At 68.5% G+C, this 18,135-nt stretch carries 21 protein-coding genes and 2 tRNA genes; 10 read left to right on the forward strand and 13 right to left on the reverse strand.

Features of this window, described 5'->3' with window-relative positions:
* Positions 1–5: 5 nt before the first annotated feature.
* Positions 6–677: a DUF8185 domain-containing protein gene (locus AC25YV_RS07990; RefSeq protein ID WP_488123297.1), complete on the reverse strand. Its 672-nt coding sequence runs from the start codon at positions 675–677 to the stop codon at positions 6–8.
* 55 nt (positions 678–732) lie between these two features.
* Here AC25YV_RS07990 and AC25YV_RS07995 point away from each other — a divergent pair, with 55 nt between their 5' ends.
* Entirely contained in the window at positions 733–1,644 is a 912-nt protein-coding gene (locus tag AC25YV_RS07995; RefSeq protein WP_488123298.1) for an acyl-CoA thioesterase, read from the forward strand.
* Between the two features lie 5 nt (positions 1,645–1,649).
* On the opposite strand, the gene AC25YV_RS08000 is transcribed toward AC25YV_RS07995, so the two are convergent.
* The 4 genes from AC25YV_RS08000 to AC25YV_RS08015 all read right to left on the reverse strand — a co-directional run bounded on the left by AC25YV_RS08000 (position 1,650) and on the right by AC25YV_RS08015 (position 4,938).
* A complete protein-coding gene (locus AC25YV_RS08000) occupies positions 1,650–2,141 on the reverse strand; it encodes an acyl-CoA thioesterase (protein WP_488123438.1) in 492 nt (163 codons plus the stop codon).
* Between the two features lie 10 nt (positions 2,142–2,151).
* Positions 2,152–3,831 (reverse strand): energy-dependent translational throttle protein EttA, encoded by a 1,680-nt coding sequence (gene ettA, locus AC25YV_RS08005; RefSeq protein WP_488123299.1) that lies wholly within the window; start codon positions 3,829–3,831, stop codon positions 2,152–2,154.
* 61 nt (positions 3,832–3,892) lie between these two features.
* Positions 3,893–4,396 carry a DUF6993 domain-containing protein gene (locus AC25YV_RS08010; protein ID WP_488123300.1) on the reverse strand — a complete coding sequence of 168 codons (504 nt, stop codon included), beginning with the start codon at positions 4,394–4,396 and terminating at the stop codon, positions 3,893–3,895.
* Between the two features lie 41 nt (positions 4,397–4,437).
* A complete protein-coding gene (locus AC25YV_RS08015; RefSeq protein WP_488123301.1) occupies positions 4,438–4,938 on the reverse strand; it encodes a single-stranded DNA-binding protein in 501 nt (166 codons plus the stop codon).
* Between the two features lie 207 nt (positions 4,939–5,145).
* On the opposite strand from AC25YV_RS08015, the gene AC25YV_RS08020 reads away from it, so the two are divergent.
* Together AC25YV_RS08020 and yczE are read left to right on the forward strand one after the other, a co-directional pair.
* Complete coding sequence (locus AC25YV_RS08020) at positions 5,146–5,409, forward strand: hypothetical protein (RefSeq protein WP_488123302.1); 264 nt, start codon at positions 5,146–5,148, stop codon at positions 5,407–5,409.
* Positions 5,410–5,437: 28 nt separating this feature from the next.
* The gene (yczE, locus tag AC25YV_RS08025; RefSeq protein ID WP_488123303.1) at positions 5,438–6,079 is read left to right on the forward strand and encodes a membrane protein YczE; all 642 of its coding nucleotides are present in this window, start codon (positions 5,438–5,440) and stop codon (positions 6,077–6,079) included.
* A gap of 10 nt (positions 6,080–6,089) precedes the next feature.
* On the opposite strand, the gene AC25YV_RS08030 is transcribed toward yczE, so the two are convergent.
* Positions 6,090–6,302, reverse strand: a complete 213-nt coding sequence (locus AC25YV_RS08030) for a methyltransferase (protein ID WP_488123304.1) — start codon at positions 6,300–6,302, stop codon at positions 6,090–6,092.
* 107 nt (positions 6,303–6,409) lie between these two features.
* Here AC25YV_RS08030 and AC25YV_RS08035 point away from each other — a divergent pair.
* The 6 genes from AC25YV_RS08035 (at position 6,410) to AC25YV_RS08060 (ending at position 8,415) form a co-directional block, all read left to right on the forward strand.
* Positions 6,410–6,482: transfer RNA gene (locus AC25YV_RS08035), tRNA-Arg, on the forward strand.
* A 41-nt stretch (positions 6,483–6,523) separates the two neighbouring features.
* Entirely contained in the window at positions 6,524–7,150 is a 627-nt protein-coding gene (orn, locus tag AC25YV_RS08040; protein ID WP_488123305.1) for an oligoribonuclease, read from the forward strand.
* A 37-nt stretch (positions 7,151–7,187) separates the two neighbouring features.
* Positions 7,188–7,263: transfer RNA gene (locus AC25YV_RS08045), tRNA-His, on the forward strand.
* Between the two features lie 26 nt (positions 7,264–7,289).
* Entirely contained in the window at positions 7,290–7,637 is a 348-nt protein-coding gene (locus AC25YV_RS08050; protein WP_488123306.1) for a metallopeptidase family protein, read from the forward strand.
* On the forward strand, positions 7,637–7,933 hold the full coding sequence (gene clpS, locus AC25YV_RS08055) for an ATP-dependent Clp protease adapter ClpS (protein ID WP_488123307.1): 297 nt from the start codon (positions 7,637–7,639) through the stop codon (positions 7,931–7,933). The genes AC25YV_RS08050 and clpS overlap by 1 nt, the downstream gene beginning before the upstream one ends.
* The gene (locus AC25YV_RS08060) at positions 7,930–8,415 is read left to right on the forward strand and encodes a DUF2017 family protein (protein ID WP_488123308.1); all 486 of its coding nucleotides are present in this window, start codon (positions 7,930–7,932) and stop codon (positions 8,413–8,415) included. The genes clpS and AC25YV_RS08060 overlap by 4 nt, the downstream gene beginning before the upstream one ends.
* 4 nt (positions 8,416–8,419) lie before the next feature.
* Here AC25YV_RS08060 and AC25YV_RS08065 read toward each other — a convergent pair whose 3' ends face one another.
* From AC25YV_RS08065 to gatC, 6 genes are read right to left on the reverse strand one after another with little or no spacing between them, the layout of a single operon-like run.
* Positions 8,420–9,013 (reverse strand): nucleoside/nucleotide kinase family protein, encoded by a 594-nt coding sequence (locus tag AC25YV_RS08065; RefSeq protein WP_488123309.1) that lies wholly within the window; start codon positions 9,011–9,013, stop codon positions 8,420–8,422.
* The gene (locus tag AC25YV_RS08070) at positions 8,988–9,308 is read right to left on the reverse strand and encodes a hypothetical protein (protein WP_488123310.1); all 321 of its coding nucleotides are present in this window, start codon (positions 9,306–9,308) and stop codon (positions 8,988–8,990) included. The genes AC25YV_RS08065 and AC25YV_RS08070 overlap by 26 nt, the downstream gene beginning before the upstream one ends.
* Before the next feature lie 43 nt (positions 9,309–9,351).
* Complete coding sequence (gene dinB, locus AC25YV_RS08075) at positions 9,352–10,611, reverse strand: DNA polymerase IV (protein ID WP_488123311.1); 1,260 nt, start codon at positions 10,609–10,611, stop codon at positions 9,352–9,354.
* Positions 10,612–10,660: 49 nt separating this feature from the next.
* On the reverse strand, positions 10,661–12,190 hold the full coding sequence (gatB, locus tag AC25YV_RS08080) for an Asp-tRNA(Asn)/Glu-tRNA(Gln) amidotransferase subunit GatB (protein WP_488123312.1): 1,530 nt from the start codon (positions 12,188–12,190) through the stop codon (positions 10,661–10,663).
* Positions 12,190–13,713 carry an Asp-tRNA(Asn)/Glu-tRNA(Gln) amidotransferase subunit GatA gene (gene gatA / locus AC25YV_RS08085; protein ID WP_488123313.1) on the reverse strand — a complete coding sequence of 508 codons (1,524 nt, stop codon included), beginning with the start codon at positions 13,711–13,713 and terminating at the stop codon, positions 12,190–12,192. The genes gatB and gatA overlap by 1 nt, the downstream gene beginning before the upstream one ends.
* The gene (gatC, locus tag AC25YV_RS08090; protein ID WP_488123314.1) at positions 13,710–14,009 is read right to left on the reverse strand and encodes an Asp-tRNA(Asn)/Glu-tRNA(Gln) amidotransferase subunit GatC; all 300 of its coding nucleotides are present in this window, start codon (positions 14,007–14,009) and stop codon (positions 13,710–13,712) included. Before gatC ends, gatA begins: the two co-directional genes overlap by 4 nt.
* A 54-nt stretch (positions 14,010–14,063) precedes the next feature.
* On the opposite strand from gatC, the gene AC25YV_RS08095 reads away from it, so the two are divergent.
* Positions 14,064–15,767 (forward strand): long-chain-fatty-acid--CoA ligase, encoded by a 1,704-nt coding sequence (locus AC25YV_RS08095; protein WP_488123315.1) that lies wholly within the window; start codon positions 14,064–14,066, stop codon positions 15,765–15,767.
* Positions 15,768–15,791: 24 nt separating this feature from the next.
* Here the strand turns inward: AC25YV_RS08095 and ligA are convergent, their stop codons facing one another.
* A complete protein-coding gene (gene ligA, locus AC25YV_RS08100) occupies positions 15,792–18,122 on the reverse strand; it encodes an NAD-dependent DNA ligase LigA (RefSeq protein WP_488123316.1) in 2,331 nt (776 codons plus the stop codon).
* Positions 18,123–18,135 lie beyond the last annotated feature (13 nt).

Below are 18,135 nucleotides of genomic sequence, written 5' to 3' on the forward strand. Positions count from 1 at the left end.
CGTGCTCAGCCGCGGCCCGTGGAGCGCACCTGCGTCAGTCCTCTGCGGACGGGACCGCGCACCAGGACGTGACCGCGGGCGAGCGTGAGTCTCATCCAGCCGGCGGCTGTGCGCGCGACCGCGTCTTCCTGCCCCGCGATGAAGCCGAGACCGAACGCGGCGAAGGCGACGCCCAGCGGCAGCCCCTGAAGCGCATCGTCGGGGCTCCCCCACACCGATGCGCGTACGGCGCGCACGGCGTCCTCGCCGGCGTCGCGGGGCACCGCCTCGGCGACAGCGGCGATCCCCCACTGCGCCCGCGACGCGAGGGTGGCTGCGGCGATCGTGCCCTGCGGCTCCCACCCGCTGCGCGGAGGCGAGACGCCTGCCCAGGCCGGTGAGAGCCCCACCTCGGGCAGCACGACCGCGGTCGCATCGTCGTCTGCGGCGCTCAGCTCGGATGCCTCGACCACGATGTCGCACACGAGTTCGGGATCGACGGTCAGGACGCGCATCCCGAGGACCGTCGGCGTGGAGTCGAGCAGCCCACGCGGGGAGAGCGGCGCGCTGGTCATGACGAGTGCGCCGTCGGCGCCACGCAATCGCACCGCGCCGTCGCCGAGGACGGCCGCACGGCCGGCGAACGTCAGGGCGTCGGCGGCCGAAGCGGTGTCGGCGAACAGAAGACGGGAAGACATCCGATCTAAACTACCAAGCGGCGCCGAGGTGACACCCCGGCCATCGGAGACGGAGATGCCAGTGACCGACGCACCTGAGTCCACGTACGACGGCGCAGGCGCCGAGCCGGTCGCTTCGATGCTCGCTGTTCTTGACCTCGCCGATTCGGACGCACGCACGACAGAGGACATCTTCACGGGTGTGTCGCAGCCGATGCCGCTCGGTCGCGTGTACGGCGGGCAGGTGCTCGCGCAGTCGATCGTCGCGGCCTCGCGCACGCTGCCCGAGGAGCGCACGGTGCACTCCATGCACGGGTACTTCCTGCGCCCGGGTGACGCCGAAGCCCACATCACGTTCGCGGTAGACCGGATCCACGATGGCCGTTCCTTCTCCACGCGACGCACGCAGGCCTTCCAGGAGGGCGTGCCGATCTTCTCGATGATCGCGTCCTTCCAGGACGAGGACACGGGGCTCGAACATCAGACGCCGATGCCCACCGGAGTGCCTGACCCCGAGGACCTGCCCGACGTCGAGTCTCAGCTGGACGGGCTGCATCCGATGACGAAACGGATGTACACGGACCGGCCTCTCGACCTGCGTCACGTCTCCTCGCCGATCTACACGAAGGTGTCCGGTGAGCGTCGCCCTGAACAGGCGGTGTGGATGCGGGTGCGCAGCGCGATGCCCGATGACCCGGGCATACATCGCGCAGCCCTCGCGTACCTCAGCGATCTCACCATTCAGGAGTCGATCCTGCGCGCACACGGCATCCCGTGGTCGCAGCCTGGACTGAAGGTCGCGAGCCTCGACCACGCGATGTGGTGGCATCGCCCGGGGCGCGTCGATGAGTGGATGCTCTACGTCCAGGAGTCGCCGAGCGCCCGAGGCGGACGCGGACTCTCGAACGGACGCGTCTACTCGCGCGACGGCGTGCTCATCGCGAGCGTCGCACAGGAAGTCATGGTGCGGGTGCCGACCGAGGCCTGAGCGCGTCAGCGACGGTAGCTGATCGGCTCTCCGAGGAACGGCGACAACGTCGACCGCTCGCGCTCGTTCAGGCGCGTGGGCGTGCCGGAGACGATGTCGACGAGCACCACGACGGCCGACGAACGCGCGTAGAGAACTTGCTGATCATCGCCGAGCGGGCTGAACACCTCGTAGCAGACCTCGATGCTCGACCCGCCGATCTTGCTGATCCACATCTGCACGTCGAGCGGCCGATGCCCGTAAGGCACAGGGCGCAGATACTCGATCTCCTGCCGCGCCACGAGAGCCGATCGGTCACCTCCGCCCTCGAGCACCGACATGTCGAAGATCGCCGTCGGAGCTGCCTCAGCGTCTCCCTCGGGCAACCAGAAGGCGCGCAGGCGCGCTTCTTCGAGCAGCTTGAGCATGGACGTATTGTTGACATGTCCGAGCGCGTCGAGGTCTCCCCATCGCAGATGGATGGGGATGCGGACGCGGCGCCCGATATCGACGACCATGCCGGCGTCGTTAGTCACGCGTGAGCTTGCGGTACGCCGAACGGTTCGGCTTGGCCGCGTCAGGCCCGAGCCGCTCGACCTTGTTCTCTTCGTAGGCGTCGAAGTTGCCCTCGAACCAGTACCACCGGTCGGGGTGCTCTTCGGTGCCCTCGTACGCGAGGATGTGCGTCGCGATGCGGTCGAGGAACCACCGGTCGTGCGTGATCACCACGGCACAGCCCGGGAACTCCAGGAGCGCGTTCTCGAGGGACTGGAGCGTCTCGACGTCGAGGTCGTTCGTGGGCTCGTCGAGGAGCAGAAGGTTTCCGCCCTCTTTGAGCGTGAGCGCCAGGTTGAGACGGTTTCGCTCACCGCCGGAGAGCACCCCCGCCTTCTTCTGCTGGTCCGGGCCCTTGAACCCGAACTTCGAGACGTAGGCGCGCGACGGGATCTCGATCTTTCCGACCGTGATGATGTCCAGGCCGTCCGAGACGACCTCCCACAGCGTCTTGTCCGGGTCGATGTTCGATCGCGACTGGTCGACGTAGCTGATCTTGACCGTCTCACCGATCTTGAGCTGACCGCCGTCGAGCGGTTCGAGGCCCACGATGGTCTTGAACAGCGTCGTCTTTCCGACGCCGTTGGGACCGATGACGCCCACGATGCCGTTCGGGGGCAGGCTGAAGCTCAGATTGTCGATGAGCGAGCGGCCGTCGAAGCCCTTCCGCAGGTTCTTCGCCTCGATCACGACGCCACCCAGGCGCGGGCCCGGCGGGATCTGGATCTCTTCGAAGTCGAGCTTGCGGGTGCGCTCCGCCTCGGAGGCCATCTCTTCGTAGCGGGCCAGACGCGCCTTGGACTTGGCCTGGCGGCCCTTCTGGTTGGAGCGGACCCACTCGAGCTCTTCGGCGAGACGCTTCGCGAGCTTGGCGTCCTTCTTGCCCTGCACGTCGAGGCGCTCGCGCTTCTTCTCGAGGTACGTCGAGTAGTTGCCCTCGTAGCCGATGAGACGACCGCGGTCGACCTCGGCGATCCACTCCGCGACGTTGTCGAGGAAGTAGCGATCGTGGGTGATGGCGATGACGGCACCGGTGTACTTCTGCAGGTGCTGCTCGAGCCACAGCACGCTCTCAGCGTCGAGGTGGTTCGTGGGCTCGTCAAGCAGCAGCAGGTCGGGCTTCTGCAGCAGCAGCTTGGTCAGCGCCACACGGCGCTTCTCACCGCCCGAGAGGTTCGAGACAGATGCGTCGCCGGGGGGCGTGCGCAGGGCATCCATCGCCTGCTCGAGCTGCGAGTCGAGGTCCCACGCGTCCGCGGCGTCGATCTCTTCCTGAAGCGTGCCCATCTCGGCCAGGAGGGCGTCGAAGTCGGCGTCCGGGTCGCTCATCAGGCCGGAGATCTCGTTGAAGCGGTCGACCTTCGCCTTGATGGCGATGCCGTCCTGAATGTTCTCCAGCACGGTCTTGGACTCGTCGAGCTCGGGCTCCTGCATGAGGATGCCGACCGTGAACCCGGGGCTGAGCTTCGCTTCGCCGTTGGACGGTGTGTCCAGGCCGGCCATGATCTTGAGGATCGTCGACTTGCCGGCACCGTTGGGGCCGACCATTCCGATCTTGGCGCCGGGGAGGAACGCCATCGTCACGTCATCGAGGATCAGCTTCTCTCCGACCGCCTTCCGGGCGCGGACCATCGAGTAGATGTACTCAGCCATGCGAATCCTGCTCTCCTTGGACTGCGGACGTCAGCCCCCCAGCCTACCGGCCGCGGAGAGGTCACCAGTCGATCGGACGCGTGCGGCCGATGAGGCAGCCGCCTTCGGCCAGAGCGTCGACGACGACGGCCACGGGGTCACCCGTCGCGGGCCCGACCTGTCCGATGAGGCACTCCGACCCCCACAGCACCGAGAACTGCAGGCTTTCGGCCGGGTTCCCGACGGTCGACAGGTCTTGGGTGACTTCCATCGCCCCGCGGTCGAAACCCGTCGCGATCAGGGCGTCGATGTAGGCGCGACCGGACGCGTTGTCCTCGCCGGCCCAGACCATCTCGACGACCTGCCGGAAGATCGGCAGGTTATCTGACGCCGTGCCGTCGGGAAGGAACGCCACCACGTCGGGGGTCGGGGTGGCGGTCGGCGTCGCGGCTGCCGTCGTCGTCGCGGTTGGCGCGGGCGATGCCTCGGTGCATCCGCTCAGCACCAGGAGGCCGACGCCCAGCGCCGCCGCCGTCGCCACTCCACGTCGGAGGTGAGAGGGGCCGTTCTGCGGGGATCGGGTCACGGTGAGATTCTAGGTCCGCGACCAGGAAGGCCCCTGGACGGTCAGTACGGCGCCTCCTCGACGGGGCCACCGGAAGCCCCGACCGCAACGGGCGACCGCTCCCCCTCTCCGGCGCGCTGAGCCGGGGACGTGCCGGGGGCCGCCCACTCGGACCGCGGCGCCTGCGCCTGCGCGCCGTCTGCCGGGGACGTCTTCGCGAAGGACGTCGTTCCCCACCGCAGATCATGCCCGATCGCCTCGGCGTCGATCTCGGCCTCGGTGCCGTGGTTCTGCGCGGTCTCCCAGTCACGGATACGCAGCCTGCCCGTGAGGAGCACCCGCTCTCCGATCTTCAACGACCGCGCGGCGTTCTCGCCGAGCGTGCGGAACACCGAAACGGTGTACCAGTTCGTCCCCGCGTCGACCCACTCGCCTGTCGCCTTGTCGCGGCGGCGTTCGCTGCATGCGAGACGGAACCGTGTGTAGGCGACCCCGGCCGCGGTGCTGCGCTGCTCTGGTGTGGTCGCGATGTTCCCCGCGACCGTGATGGTCGTGCCGTTCATGCCTTCTCCTTCGCTCGGATGGTGTGCCGTGGTGCCCGCGTGCCCGGCCGGCACCACGGCTGTCCCACCCTCGCTCCCGATCACCCGCCGCGGCCCGAGCGCGGAGGATCTGGGGACAGCGCGGCGAGGAGCCTCGCTTGGGGAGGAGAGGGGCGTTGGTGATTGATGTCGGAAGTCGCACTTATGTTCGAACCGGAAGGGAGATCCATGTCGATCCATACCCATTGGCCCGCGCTGACCGCCCCGGAGTTGCGTCGCCCCACACCGATGCGACTCGCGCCCGCGGCCCGCGCGCTCTGGCGCGTGATCGACCACACGGGACTCGTCGTCGGGCACCTGCAATCGGTGTCCGACACCCGCGGCACGCGCTACCGAGCGCGCCGATTCCACCCGGATTCACGTGTGTTCCGCGACCTCGGCGACTTCTGGTCGGCCGACGACGCGCTGGAGTGCCTGCGCTACGCGCGCTGACTGCGCGCTCATGCTGTTGGATGGGGCTGTGCTACGTCGCGTCGTCCAACTGCTCATCGGGCTGCTGCTCTTCGGCGCGGGCTGCGCGCTGACGGTGCGGGCGGGGCTGGGAGTAGACCCCTGGACCGTTTTGGCCGAGGGTATCTCGATCCACACGGGGATCGGCATCGGATGGGTGACGAGCCTGCTCGGGCTGCTCGTCCTGCTGCTGTGGGTCCCTCTCCGCCAGAAGCCGGGCGTGGGAACGGTGGCGAACATCGCCCTCGTCGGCACCTCGATGCAGGCGGTCCTGACGTGGGTTCCGCCCACCGAAGGGCTCGTCGCTCAGATCGCGGTCCTGCTCGCCGGCATCCTGCTCGTGGCGATCGCTTCGGGCCTGTACATCGGCGCACACTTCGGGCCCGGACCGCGTGACGGCCTGATGACGGGGATGAACATGCGCCTGGGGTGGCCCATCTGGGTCTGCCGGGCCACGGTCGAGCTGTCGGTGCTGTTCGGCGGCTGGCTGCTCGGCGGAACGGTCGGGCTCGGCACGGTCCTGTTCGCCGTGCTCATCGGCCCCCTCGTCCATGCTGCTCTGCCGCTGCTGGACACCCGACGCCCTCCCCGCCGCGGCGCGGCGAAGGTTCCGACCATCACTTCAGATGAGATCCTGCCGCCGCAGAGCTGATCGCCGAACTTCAGTGCTCGAGGAACCGCGGCCAGTCGCTCCCAGGTGCCATGCGGGCGTGCAGCGCACGTTTGGCCACCTCCATCGAGGGGTAGGTCCCAGCCGCACCCTGCGTCCCCGTCATCGAGACGGTGTATCCCTCATCGACCTTGCGGATGCTGCCGACGACGCCTCCCGGGCCGTAAGCGACCCACAGGGCGCGTGAAGTCTCGGTCGTGCTCATCGCAGAACTCCCTCCGATGCGCCCGACGCTACGCCGCCGACGGACAAAGAGCCAGCACTCCCGTCGATTCCCTGATGCCTGATGGCCGCTACCCTTGATGGCAGTGACCCCCAGTAGCTCAGTGGATAGAGCAGCGGCCTTCTAATCCGCCGGTCAGGTGTTCGAATCACCTCTGGGGGACCGAAGAATCCCGTGTCGCTGCCATCGTTAGGATGGAGCCCATGGTGGGTGCCTCTGAGAACGACCGGCTCGTCTGGATCGATTGCGAAATGACCGGTCTCGATCTCGAGGTCGACGAACTCGTCGAGATCGCGATCGTCGTGACCGACTTCGAGTTGCGGCCGCTCGACGCGGGCTTCCACATCGTCATCAAGCCTGATGCGTCGGCGCTCGAGAACATGAACGACTTCGTGACTGCCATGCACGAGAAGTCCGGGCTGCTCGACGAGATCCCCGGGGGCGTCTCGGTCGCCGATGCCGAGTTCCAGGCGCTCGAGTACATCCAGCGGTTCGTGCCGCAGCAGGGCAAGGCTCCGCTGGCCGGCAACACGATCGGCACCGACCGTATGTTCCTCGCGAAGTACATGCCGCGCGTCGACCGGTGGCTGCACTACCGCAACGTCGACGTCTCCAGCATCAAAGAGCTCTCGCGCCGCTGGCACCCTCGCGCGTACATCCACGCACCGGCCAAAGACGGCGGCCACCGCGCCCTCGCTGACATCCTCGAATCGATCCGCGAGCTGGTCTACTACCGCCGCGCTGTCTTCGTTCCAGAGCCGGGACCGACCAGCGATGACGCTCGCGCGGCCGCGGTCGCCGCCGTTTCGTCATTCTCGACGGAGGTGTGAGAGAATCTTCTGGTTGCCCGCGAAAGCGGGAGACATGGTGGGTATAGCTCAGTTGGTAGAGCGCGGCCTTGTGGTGGCCGATGTCGCGGGTTCGAGCCCCGTTACTCACCCCAATCGAAGCGAGGCCATGGGGCATCGTATGGACATGGAAGCAGCTGAGTTCGAGCAGCTCGTCATCGACGAGCTCGACCAGCTCCCTGATGAGATGGTCGACGCTCTCGACAATGTCGTGTTCGTCGTCGAGGATCGACCCGAAGACGGCAGCCTCGACCTGCTCGGGCTCTACGATGGCTGGGCCCTCACCGAGCGCGGCCAGTACGGCGGCGGCGAGCTGCCAGACCGGATCATCGTGTACCGCGAGCCGCATCTGGCGAACTGCGACGACATCGACGAACTGCGCGATGAGGTCCACACCACCCTCGTCCATGAGATCGCCCACTTCTATGGGATCGACGATGACCGGCTGCACGAGCTGGGGTGGGCGTGATGGCTACGGTGGCGCTGCCCGACACCGACCGCTCCCCCGTGGCTGACCGGCTCGTCGAACCCGTGCGTCCGTGGCAGACCGTCGTCTGGAACGATCCGGTCAATCTGATGAGCTACGTGACGCACGTGTTCCGCGAGTACTTCGGCTATTCGCGCGACGAAGCGGAGCGGCTCATGCTCGCGGTCCACCACGACGGGCATGCTGTTGTGGCCGAGGGCGCCCGCGAGCAGATGGAATTGCACACGCAGGCCATGCACGACTACAGCCTCTGGGCCACCGTCCGGGAGGCCCCGTGACCGAGCGGACGATCGTGCTCGAACTCGCACGGATCGAAGGGGCTCACCTCACGATGCTCGTGCGCCAGTTCGGTGAGCTGCTCGCCGAGGATGACGTCGCCGGGGATCCGGCGCTGGGGCGCCTCGTTCCCGACGCCTATGCCGACGCCGAGGCTGCGCGGGAGTTCCGCGCGCTCACGGAGCGCGATCTGCTCGCGCGCCGAGCCGACGACGCGGCGGTCGTGCTGGACTCTCTCGCCGTGATCGGCGAGCTGCCCGATGACCCCGATGATCCCCGCTTCGTCGAGGTCGTCGAGATCTCCCTCGATGCCGGCGAAGCGCGGTCCTGGCTGCGCACACTCTCGGCGGTGCGGCTCGTGCTCGCGACGCGCCTGGACATCACCGATGACGACGATCATCCTCAGGACGACCCCCGATTCGGCATCTACGAGTGGCTCGGGTATCGCCTCGACGGGCTCGTCCGCGCCATCGACGAGGACTGACGGGTCACGGCACCTCGACGCGCAGCGTCGCCAACGCGGCGGGGTCGTGGCGATCGATGTGCGCCTGTTCCTGCAGAGCCCACCGCTCCCAGTGCGGGCGATACGTGTCTCCGTCGCGATCGAGCGCGCGCCGGCGGCGTGATGCCGACGGCGACTCACACCACACCCGGACGTCGGCGAGCTCGGCGGTCTGGGGCGTGAGAATTCCCGCACCCTCGATGATGAGCGGAAGCGCCGGATCAACCGCGTGGGCTTCGGCGGTCCGCTCCTCGTGCCAGTCCCACCGCTGCCACACGCCGATCATGCCCCGCGCGTGTGGCCGCAGGATGTCCTCAAGCGCGCGCTCGACGCCGGCTTCAAGGCCGTCCCACCCCGGATACAGGGAATCCAGCGCAACGAGCTGGACACGGGAGCCGTGAGGCCACTGCGAGACGGTGCGGCGCGCGAGGGAGGACTTTCCCGCTCCGCTTCGCCCGTCGATGAGAATGACGGGGTTCGCGGCCGAGACGGACGCAGCCGCGTGGAGAACGAGCGACGTCGCGGCGCTGAGGGCCTCTCCGACGGCGTCGGCGTTACTTCTTGAGGGCGCGGATGACACGGCTGAGCGCACGCCCGGCGATCCACACGAACGGGATCCCGACCGCCAGCAGCGAGACCAGGTTCGGCTCGAACCGTAGGTCGTCTCCCTTGCGGACATACGCACCCATGGGAACCGCGTAGCCGCCGCCCCCGCCGCCGCCGTTGCCTTGCTCATCGGCGCCGCCACCGAAGCCCGACCATGTCAGCGCGACGGGGATGAAGGTGACACCATCGATGTCCTGAGGTTCGCCGTAGACGCTCTTCACGCCGAGCGAGGCGGATTGCTTGGACAGTTCGAGAGCGATGTTGGCCATGCCACCACGCTACCCGCCCGCGCCGGTCATTCCCAGAGCGGACTCACTGCGCCCTCGGGGTTCGCGGATGCGAGGGCAGCGAACCGCCGTCACGGCGGTTGCCGAGCAGCGTCGCCCGCGTCACGGCGTTGCGACCGAACTTCGTGGCTGCTCCGTCGAGGGCGCCTTCGATCCGGCGCCATCCCTCGTCGTCGTCCCAGAGAGCCGGTGCACCGGAGCCCGATGGGCTGAGCTTCTCGGCGCGCACACCCACGAGCCGCACGGGCAGCCCGCGGTCGACGCCGGCGAACAGATCGTGGGCAGCGCTGCCGATGCGCTGCCCGACGGCGGTGGGCTCGGTGAGCGTCTGGGAGCGCGTGATGGTCGTGAAATCGGCGAAGCGCACCTTGATCGACACGGTCGACGCCTCCCACCCGTGCTCCCGCAGGCGCGCACCCACCCGGTCGGAGAGACGCCTCAGCTCGGCCCTCAGCACGGTGTCATCGGCGATGTCCTCGTGGAAGGTCTCTTCGTGTCCGATGCTCTTCTCGATCCGCGTCGTGTCGACGGGGCGAGGACCGATTCCCCTCGCGAGATGCCACAGACGATCACCGAGTGCCGGGCCGAGCGCGCGTTCGAGCACCTCGCGCGGTTCGTCGAGCACATCGGCGACGGTACGGATGCCGCGGCGCTCGAGCGCGTCGCCTGCTTTGGGCCCGATGCCCCACAGCGCCCGCACAGAACGCGGCGCGAGGAAGGCCTCGGTGTCGGCCGGTGTCACGATGAGCAGGCCGTCAGGTTTGGACGCGGTCGATGCCATCTTCGCGATGTGCTTCGTCGCCGCCACGCCGATCGAGCATGTCAGGCCCGTGGCTTCGTGCACCTGGATGCGCAGCATCCGGGCGATCATGCCGGGACTCCCCCACAGCCGTCGGGCGCCGCGCACGTCGAGGAAGGCCTCATCGATCGACAGGGGCTCGACGAGCGGCGTCACGTCGCGGAAGACGGCCATGACCTGTGCGGACAGTGCGAGGTATCGGTCGAACCGCGGCGGGACGACGATCGCCGTGGGGCACAGCCGCAGCGCCTGCCCGACGGGCATCGCCGAGCGCACACCGAACCGACGCGCCTCATAGGACGCGCTCGAGACCACCGAGCGGCTCTCGGGGGCGCCGATGATGATGGGCTTGCCGGCGAGGCTCGGATCATCGAGCACAGCGACAGCGGCATAGAAGGCGTCCATGTCGACATGCAGGATGCCGGTGCCGGTGTCGTCCGCATCCCGCGGTGACACCATCCGCCCGCTGCCGTCGCCTCGCCCCATACGTCCATTCTCGTCTCGGGCGCCGACATCCGGCGCCCGAGACGAGAGGTCAGCCTGCTGCGCGCTCGAGGACCAGTTCGCGCACGCGCGCGGCGTCCGCCTGGCCCCGCATCGCCTTCATGACTGCACCGATGACGGCACCGGCCGCTTGCACCTTGCCGTCGCGGATCTTCGCCAGGACGTCCGGCTGTGACGCGAGTGCGTCGTCGATCGCCGCGATCAGGGCACCGTCGTCGGAAACGACCGCAAGACCCCGCGCATCGACGATCTGCTGCGGCGTTCCTTCGCCCGCAATCATGCCTTCGAGCACCTGGCGCGCGAGCTTGTCGGTGAGCGTGCCGCTTTCGACGAGCTTCTGCAGCTCCGCGACGGCGGTCGGCTCGACCAGTTCAGCCGGCTCCTTGCCCGCGGCATTCGCGACGCGCGACAGCTCACCGGTCCACCACTTGCGCGCGGCAGCGGGCGACGCTCCGGCGGCGATGGTCGCTTCGACCTCGGCGAGGAGTCCGCCGTTGACGACGTCCTGGAACTCGAGATCGGTGAAGCCCCAATCCGCCTTGAGACGGCGTCGACGCGCCGCGGGAGGCTCGGGAAGCGCGGCACGCAGCTCTTCGATCAGCTCGGGAGCAGGCACGACGGGCAGCAGATCGGGCTCGGGGAAATACCGATAGTCGTCGGCGTCGGACTTGGGACGGCCCGGAGACGTCGCGCCGGTGTCCTCGTGCCAGTGACGCGTCTCCTGCGTGATGGTCCCGCCTGCAGCCAGGATCGCCGCCTGCCGCTGGATCTCGTAGCGCACGGCGCGTTCGACCGAGCGCATCGAGTTGACGTTCTTCGTCTCGGTGCGGGTGCCGAGCGGCTCGTCGGGCTCGCCGGCGGGCGTGCGACGACGAAGTGAGACGTTGGCGTCGCAGCGCAGGTTTCCGCGCTCGAGACGGGCATCCGAGATGCCGAGCCCGATCACGACGTCGCGGATCGTCTGCACGTACGCCTTCGCGATCTCGGGTGCACGGTGCTCGGCGCCGAAGATCGTCTTGGTCACGATCTCGACGAGCGGCACACCGGCACGGTTGTAGTCCACGAGGGAGTACTCGGCGCCCTGAATGCGCCCCGTCGCCCCGCCGACGTGGGTCAGCTTGCCGGCATCCTCTTCCATGTGGGCCCGCTCGATCGGAATCGCAACGATCGTGCCGTCCGACAGCTCGACGTCGATCTCACCCTCGAAGGCGATGGGCTCGTCGTACTGCGAGATCTGGTAATTCTTGCCCAGATCGGGGTAGAAGTAGTTCTTCCGCGCGAACCGGCTCGTCGGGGCGATCGAGCAGCCGAGGGCGAGGCCCAGGCTGATCGAGTACCGGATCGCCGTCTCGTTCACGACGGGCAGCGAACCGGGCAGACCGATGTCCACGGCCGCGACGAGCGAGTTGGGCGGCGCGCCGTGGTTGGCGGAGTTCGCGGGGTTGGCCGCCGACGAGAACATCTTCGTCGCCGTGTTGAGCTCGACGTGTACCTCGAAGCCGAGCACGGGCTCGAACATCTCGAGTGCCGCGTCGAAGTCCATCAGCTTGTCCTTCGCCATCAGAGGGCACCTCCGTTCGTTCCGAGAGCCGGCGCTCTGTCCAGCAGCGGTCCGCCCCAGGAATCCACCAGTGCGGTCTCGAGCGCTGCGCCGACCCGGTAGAGCCGGGCGTCTTCGCGCGCGGGAGCGAGCAACTGGATGCCGACCGGCAGGCCGTCCTCGGCGGCGAGCCCCGACGGAATCGAGATCCCCGGCACGCCGGCGAGGTTGGCCGGGATCGTCGTGACGTCGTTGAGGTACATCTGCAGCGGGTCGTCGATCTTCTCGCCGAGTCGGAACGCCGTCGTGGGCGCCGAGGGCGTCGCGATGACGTCGACCTGCGCGAACGCCTCGTCGAAGTCGCGCTGGATGAGCGTGCGCACCTTCTGCGCCGAGCCGTAGTACGCGTCGTAGTAGCCCGCCGAAAGGGCATAGGTGCCGAGGATCACGCGGCGCTTCACCTCGTCGCCGAAGCCTGCCTCACGGGTGGCGGCCATGACCTCTTCGACGGTGGCCGTCGCGTGGGGCGTGACGCGCATGCCGAAGCGGACGGAGTCGAACTTCGCAAGGTTGCTCGACGCCTCGGCGGGAAGGATCAGGTAGTAGGCGGCGACACCGTACTCGAAGTGCGGCGCGCTGACCTCGACGATCTCGGCGCCGTTCGCCTCGAGAAGGGCGAGCGACTGCCGGAACGACTCGGCGACGCCGGCCTGGAATGCTCCGTCGGCCAGTTCGCGGATGACGCCCACGCGCAGGCCCTTCAGCACCTCGCCCGATGCTCCGTCTCGCGCGGCCTGCGCGAATGACGGCCACACGTCCGAGAGCGACGTCGAGTCGTGCGGGTCGTGGCCGCCGATGACGTCGTGCAGCAGTCCGGCGTCGAGGACCGTGCGGGTCACGGGGCCGACCTGGTCGAGAGAGGACGCCAGGGCGATCGCGCCGTACCGGCTCACGCCGCCGTAGGTGGGCTTCATACCCACGGTGCCGGTCACGTGAGCGGGTTGGCGGATCGAGCCGCCGGTGTCCGAGCCCAGCGCGAGCGGGGCTTCGAAGGCCGCGACGGCTGCCGCGGAGCCTCCGCCGGAGCCTCCGGGGATGCGGTCGAGATCCCACGGGTTGCGCGTCGGACCGTAGGCGGAGTGCTCGGTCGACGAGCCCATCGCGAACTCATCCATGTTCGTCTTGCCGAGGGGCACGAGACCGGCCGCCCGGGCACGCGCGACGACGGTCGCGTCGTAGGGCGACATGTAGCCCTCGAGGATCCGGGACCCGCTCGTGGAGGGCATATCCGTCGTGACGAGGACGTCCTTGATCGCGAGGGGGACTCCCGCGACAGGTCCGAGATGTTCGCCCGCCGCGCGGCGACGGTCGATGTCGGCGGCGACGTCGAGGGCGTGGTCGCTGACGTGCAGGAAGGCGTGCACATCGCCGTCGACGGCGGCGATCCGATCGAGGTGTGCCTGGGTCGCTTCGACGCTCGACACCTCTCCGGAGGCCAGGCGGTCGGCGAGGTCGGCGGCGCTCAGCCGCGTGAGGTCGCTCACTGCTCCTCCCCCAGGATCGCCGTGACGCGGAACCGATCGTCCGCGGCATCCGGAGCGTTCTGCAGCACCTGCGCGGTCGTCAGCATGTCGCCCGGCACGTCGGGGCGGAAGACGTTCTGCAGCGGGATGGGGTGACTCGTCGCGACGACGTCAGGGGTCGCGACCTCGGACACCTTGGCGATGTTGTCGACGATGACATCGAGTTGTCCCGTGAGTCGCTGCACCTCCTCATCGGTCAGCTGGATGCGGGCGAGCACGCCGAGATGGCGCACGAGATCTGGGGTGATTTCCGACACGCCCCCATTCTACGAGCGGTGGGGTCTCACGGCGGACCGCCTTAGGCTGTCTGCGTGACGACGTATAACCCGCCGCGCCCCTGGATCGCCAGCTATGCCGACGGAGTGCCTGCAGACCTCGGAGTGGTGTCCGGCTCGCTCGTGGATATCGTCGAAGCCTCGGCGCGCGACTATCCGGATGCGCCGGCGCTGCAGTTCTTCGGCCGAACCATGTCGTACCGCGAGCTGCTCGCCTCGATCGAGCGTGCGGCGGCAGGGCTGAAGGCTCTCGGAGTCAAGGCGGGCGACCCCGTCGCGATCGTCCTGCCGAACTGCCCGCAGCACATCATCGCCTTCTACGCGATCCTGCGGCTCGGCGCGATCGCGATCGAGCACAATCCCCTCTACACGCCGCGCGAACTGCGCAAGCAGTTCGAGGACCACGGCGCGAAGCACGCGATCGTGTGGAGCAAGGTCGTCACGACGGTGCAGGAGTTCCCCGCCGACCTGAGGGTCGATCATCTCGTGAGCGTGGACATCACGAAGGCGATGCCGATGCGCATGCGCGCGATGCTGCGTCTGCCGATCTCGAAAGCACGGGATGCACGTGCCGCTCTCACCGAGCACGTGAGCGGCGCCACACCGTGGGAGAGCGTGCTGCACCACGAGGCGCTGCCCGCGGCGCATCCGCACCCCGCAATCGACGACATCGCGATCATCCAGTACACGAGCGGCACGACCGGCACCCCGAAGGGCGCCGTGCTGACCCACGGCAACCTGCTCGCCAACGCGAAGCAGGCGCAGCTGTGGGTGCCGTCGATCGTGCGCGGCAACGGGTGCGTCGTCTACGCGGTGCTGCCGATGTTCCACGCCTACGGGCTCACGCTCTGCCTCACCTTCGCCATGTCGATGGGAGCTCGGCTCGTGCTGTTCCCGCGCTTCGACCCGGACATGGTGCTCGAGGTGATGAAGAAGCACCCGCCGACGCTGCTGCCGCTCGTTCCTCCGATCGCCGACCGGCTGCTTGCCGCGGCGATCGAGCAGGGCGTCTCGCTGCGCGGCACCGAGGTGGCGATCTCCGGTGCCATGGCGCTGCCGCATGAGCTCGTGGTTCCGTTCGAGAAGGCCTCGGGCGGGTACCTGGTCGAAGGCTATGGCCTGTCGGAGTGCTCCCCCGTGCTGATGGCGAATCCCGTCGCCGAGAACCGTGTGCCCGGAACCGTCGGGCTCCCGCTGCCGGGTACCGAATGTCGCGTCGTCGACCCCGACGAGCCGACCGTCGACGTGCCGCAGGGCGAACGCGGCGAACTCATCGTGCGCGGGCCCCAGGTCTTCCACGGGTATTACGGAAAGCCAGAGGAGACCGAAGCCGTGTTCGTCGACGGCTGGTTCCGCACGGGCGACATCGTCACGATCGACGACGCCGGGTTCGTGCGCATCGTGGACCGGATCAAGGAGCTCATCATCACCGGCGGCTTCAACGTCGCTCCCACCGAGGTCGAGATCGCACTGCGGCAACACCCCGACGTCGAGGATGCAGCCGTGGTCGGATTGCCGAGCGAGCACTCCGGTGAAGAAGTCGTCGCCGCGATCGTCGTCTCACCGGACGTCGAGCATCCCGATGTCGAGGCGATCCGAGAGTTCGCCCGCGGCATCCTGACGCCCTACAAGGTGCCTCGCCGGCTCTTCGTCGTCGACGAGCTGCCGAAGTCGCTCATCGGAAAGGTGCTGCGTCGCCGTGTGCGGGATTCTCTCCTGAACCTCACGACCGGCAGCTGACGCCTCGTCGCGAGCGAGCCGTCATCAGCCGGCGTCGGGGGCGAGCGCGTCGAGCGCCGCCGGCCCCTGCTCCACGAGGATGCGGAACTGCGCCGCGTCGATGATCCGAAGGCCGAGGTCTTCGGCCTTCGCGAGCTTCGACCCGGCTCCTGGCCCCGCCGCGACGAAGTCGGTCTTCTTCGACACGCTCGACGCCGCCTTGCCGCCCGCGGCGATGATGGCTTCTTGCGCGCCTTCACGCGTATAGCCTTCGAGCGAACCGGTCGCCACGATCGTCACACCATCGAGCACGCCGCCCGCGGCGGCGGCTGCACCCGGACCCGGATGACCGGGCGTGGCCAGCTGCGCACCCGCGCGCTGCCAGCGATCGATGATCTCGCGGTGCCACTCCACGCCGAACCAGTCGCGCAGTGAGTCGGCGATGATGCCTCCGACGCCCTCGACCGATGCGAGTTCCTCTCTCGTGGCGGTGCGGATCGCCTCGACGGATCCGAACCACTGCGCCAGGGCGCGGGCCGCGACCGGTCCGACGTGGCGGATGTTGAGCGCGACGAGGAAGCGCCAGAGCTCTTTCGTCTTCGCCTTCTCGAGTTCGTCGAGCAGCGTGATCGCCTGCGCCGACGGATGCGGGCCCTCCAGACCCGCTTTGCGCTCGGCGGCGGTGGGGTTGCGCCGGAACGGCGCGCGCACCTTGGGCGTGCCGTCGTCGTCCTGCCGGGGCAGCCCTGTCTCGGGGTCGCGGACGAGAACCTCGATGGGCACGAGTTCGTCAAGCGTCAGATCGAACAGTCCTGCTTCGGTGTCGAGCGGCGGTTGCTCAGGAACCGAGGGCTGCGTGAGCGCGGCGGCCGTCACTTCACCGAGCGCCTCGATGTCGAGAGCGCCGCGGGACCCGATGTGCTCGACACGGCCGCGCACCTGGGCGGGGCAGGACCGCGTGTTCGGGCATCGCAGATCGATGTCGCCTTCTTTCGCGGGTGCGAGCCGCGAGCCGCATTCGGGGCAGTCGGTCGGCATGACGAACTCACGCTCGGTGCCGTCTCGAAGCTCGACGACAGGGCCCAGAACCTCGGGGATCACGTCGCCGGCTTTGCGCAGCACGACGGTGTCGCCGATGAGCACGCCCTTCGCCCGCACGACGTCTTGATTGTGCAGCGTGGCCTGACGCACGACCGAGCCTGCGACGAGCGCGGGCGCCATGACGGCGAACGGCGTCGCGCGCCCCGTGCGGCCGACCGACACGACGATGTCGAGTAGCTTCGTGTTGACCTGCTCAGGGGGGTATTTGTAGGCGATCGCCCATCGCGGCGCACGACTGGTCGCGCCGAGCTCATCGTGAAGGGCGAGCTCGTCGACCTTGACGACGATGCCATCGAGCTCATGCTCCACGTCGTGCCGGTGCTGGCCGTAGTACTCGACGAAGCCCAGCACGCCGTCGATGTCGTCGAACGTGCGCGCATACGGGCTCGTGGGCAGGCCCCACTCGGCGAGGAGCCGGTAGACCTCGCTCTGCGCGCCGACCGGTGGCGCCTCCCACGCGCCGATTCCGTGCACGAAGAGGCGCAGCGAGTCCAGGCGCGCGAGTCCGGCTTCGAGTTCGAGTCCGGACTTCTTCTCGAGCTGCTGACGCAGGCCGCCGCTGGCGGCGTTGCGAGGATTGGCGAACGCGGCGAAGCGGCGCGCTGCACTGCGCGCGGCGCGATCCTCGTCGATCCCCCGCGCGAGGGCGTCGGCGATGACCCGCTCGCGCAGGCGTGCCTGCAGCGCATTGAGGTCGCGGAACGCCGCCACGGGGATGAACACTTCACCGCGCACTTCGACGAGCGCGGGGTGACCTGTTCCCGACAGCCGCTGCGGGATGCCGGTGACGCGGAGCGCGTTCGCCGTGACGTCTTCGCCGATCCGGCCGTCGCCTCGCGTCGCGGCTGTCGTCAGCACCCCGTGTTCGTAGCGCAGGTTGACCGCGAGTCCATCGATCTTGAGCTCGGTGAGCCAGTGCACGGCCCGCCCCGCGGCCGCCTGCGTCTTGACGCACCATTCGCGGAGTTCGTCGTCGCTGAAGACGTTGTCGAGGCTCAGCATGCGCTCGGCGTGCGTCACCGGCGCGAACATCGATGACTGGGCGGCGCCCACGGTCTGGGTCGGCGAGTCCTGGCCCTGCAACTCGGGGTACCGTCGCTCGAGCGCTTCGAGCCGCCGCATCCACCCGTCGTACGTCGCATCATCGACCAGCTCGGCGTCGGCGCCGTAGTACGCCTCGCGCGCGCCCATGATCCGCTCGGTGAGGTCGGCCGCCTCGTCGTGCGCCTGCTCGAGTGTCAGATCGGGAAGGTCAGAAGGTACGCCATCAGCCACCTGCACAGTCTAC

This window comes from Microbacterium sp. Y832 (genome assembly GCF_057669765.1).

What these genes read in the sequence shown, in the direction of transcription:
- AC25YV_RS07990 (WP_488123297.1), bottom strand. Translation starts at nt 677, where the DNA reads ATGTCTTCCCGTCTTCTGTTCGCCGACACCGCTTCGGCCGCCGACGCC.
- AC25YV_RS07995 (WP_488123298.1), top strand. Translation starts at nt 733, where the DNA reads ATGCCAGTGACCGACGCACCTGAGTCCACGTACGACGGCGCAGGCGCC.
- AC25YV_RS08000 (WP_488123438.1), bottom strand. Translation starts at nt 2,141, where the DNA reads ATGGTCGTCGATATCGGGCGCCGCGTCCGCATCCCCATCCATCTGCGA.
- ettA (WP_488123299.1), bottom strand. Translation starts at nt 3,831, where the DNA reads ATGGCTGAGTACATCTACTCGATGGTCCGCGCCCGGAAGGCGGTCGGA.
- AC25YV_RS08015 (WP_488123301.1), bottom strand. Translation starts at nt 4,938, where the DNA reads ATGAACGGCACGACCATCACGGTCGCGGGGAACATCGCGACCACACCA.
- AC25YV_RS08020 (WP_488123302.1), top strand. Translation starts at nt 5,146, where the DNA reads ATGTCGATCCATACCCATTGGCCCGCGCTGACCGCCCCGGAGTTGCGT.
- AC25YV_RS08030 (WP_488123304.1), bottom strand. Translation starts at nt 6,302, where the DNA reads ATGAGCACGACCGAGACTTCACGCGCCCTGTGGGTCGCTTACGGCCCG.
- orn (WP_488123305.1), top strand. Translation starts at nt 6,524, where the DNA reads ATGGTGGGTGCCTCTGAGAACGACCGGCTCGTCTGGATCGATTGCGAA.
- AC25YV_RS08050 (WP_488123306.1), top strand. Translation starts at nt 7,290, where the DNA reads ATGGACATGGAAGCAGCTGAGTTCGAGCAGCTCGTCATCGACGAGCTC.
- clpS (WP_488123307.1), top strand. Translation starts at nt 7,637, where the DNA reads ATGGCTACGGTGGCGCTGCCCGACACCGACCGCTCCCCCGTGGCTGAC.
- AC25YV_RS08070 (WP_488123310.1), bottom strand. Translation starts at nt 9,308, where the DNA reads ATGGCCAACATCGCTCTCGAACTGTCCAAGCAATCCGCCTCGCTCGGC.
- dinB (WP_488123311.1), bottom strand. Translation starts at nt 10,611, where the DNA reads ATGGGGCGAGGCGACGGCAGCGGGCGGATGGTGTCACCGCGGGATGCG.
- gatB (WP_488123312.1), bottom strand. Translation starts at nt 12,190, where the DNA reads ATGGCGAAGGACAAGCTGATGGACTTCGACGCGGCACTCGAGATGTTC.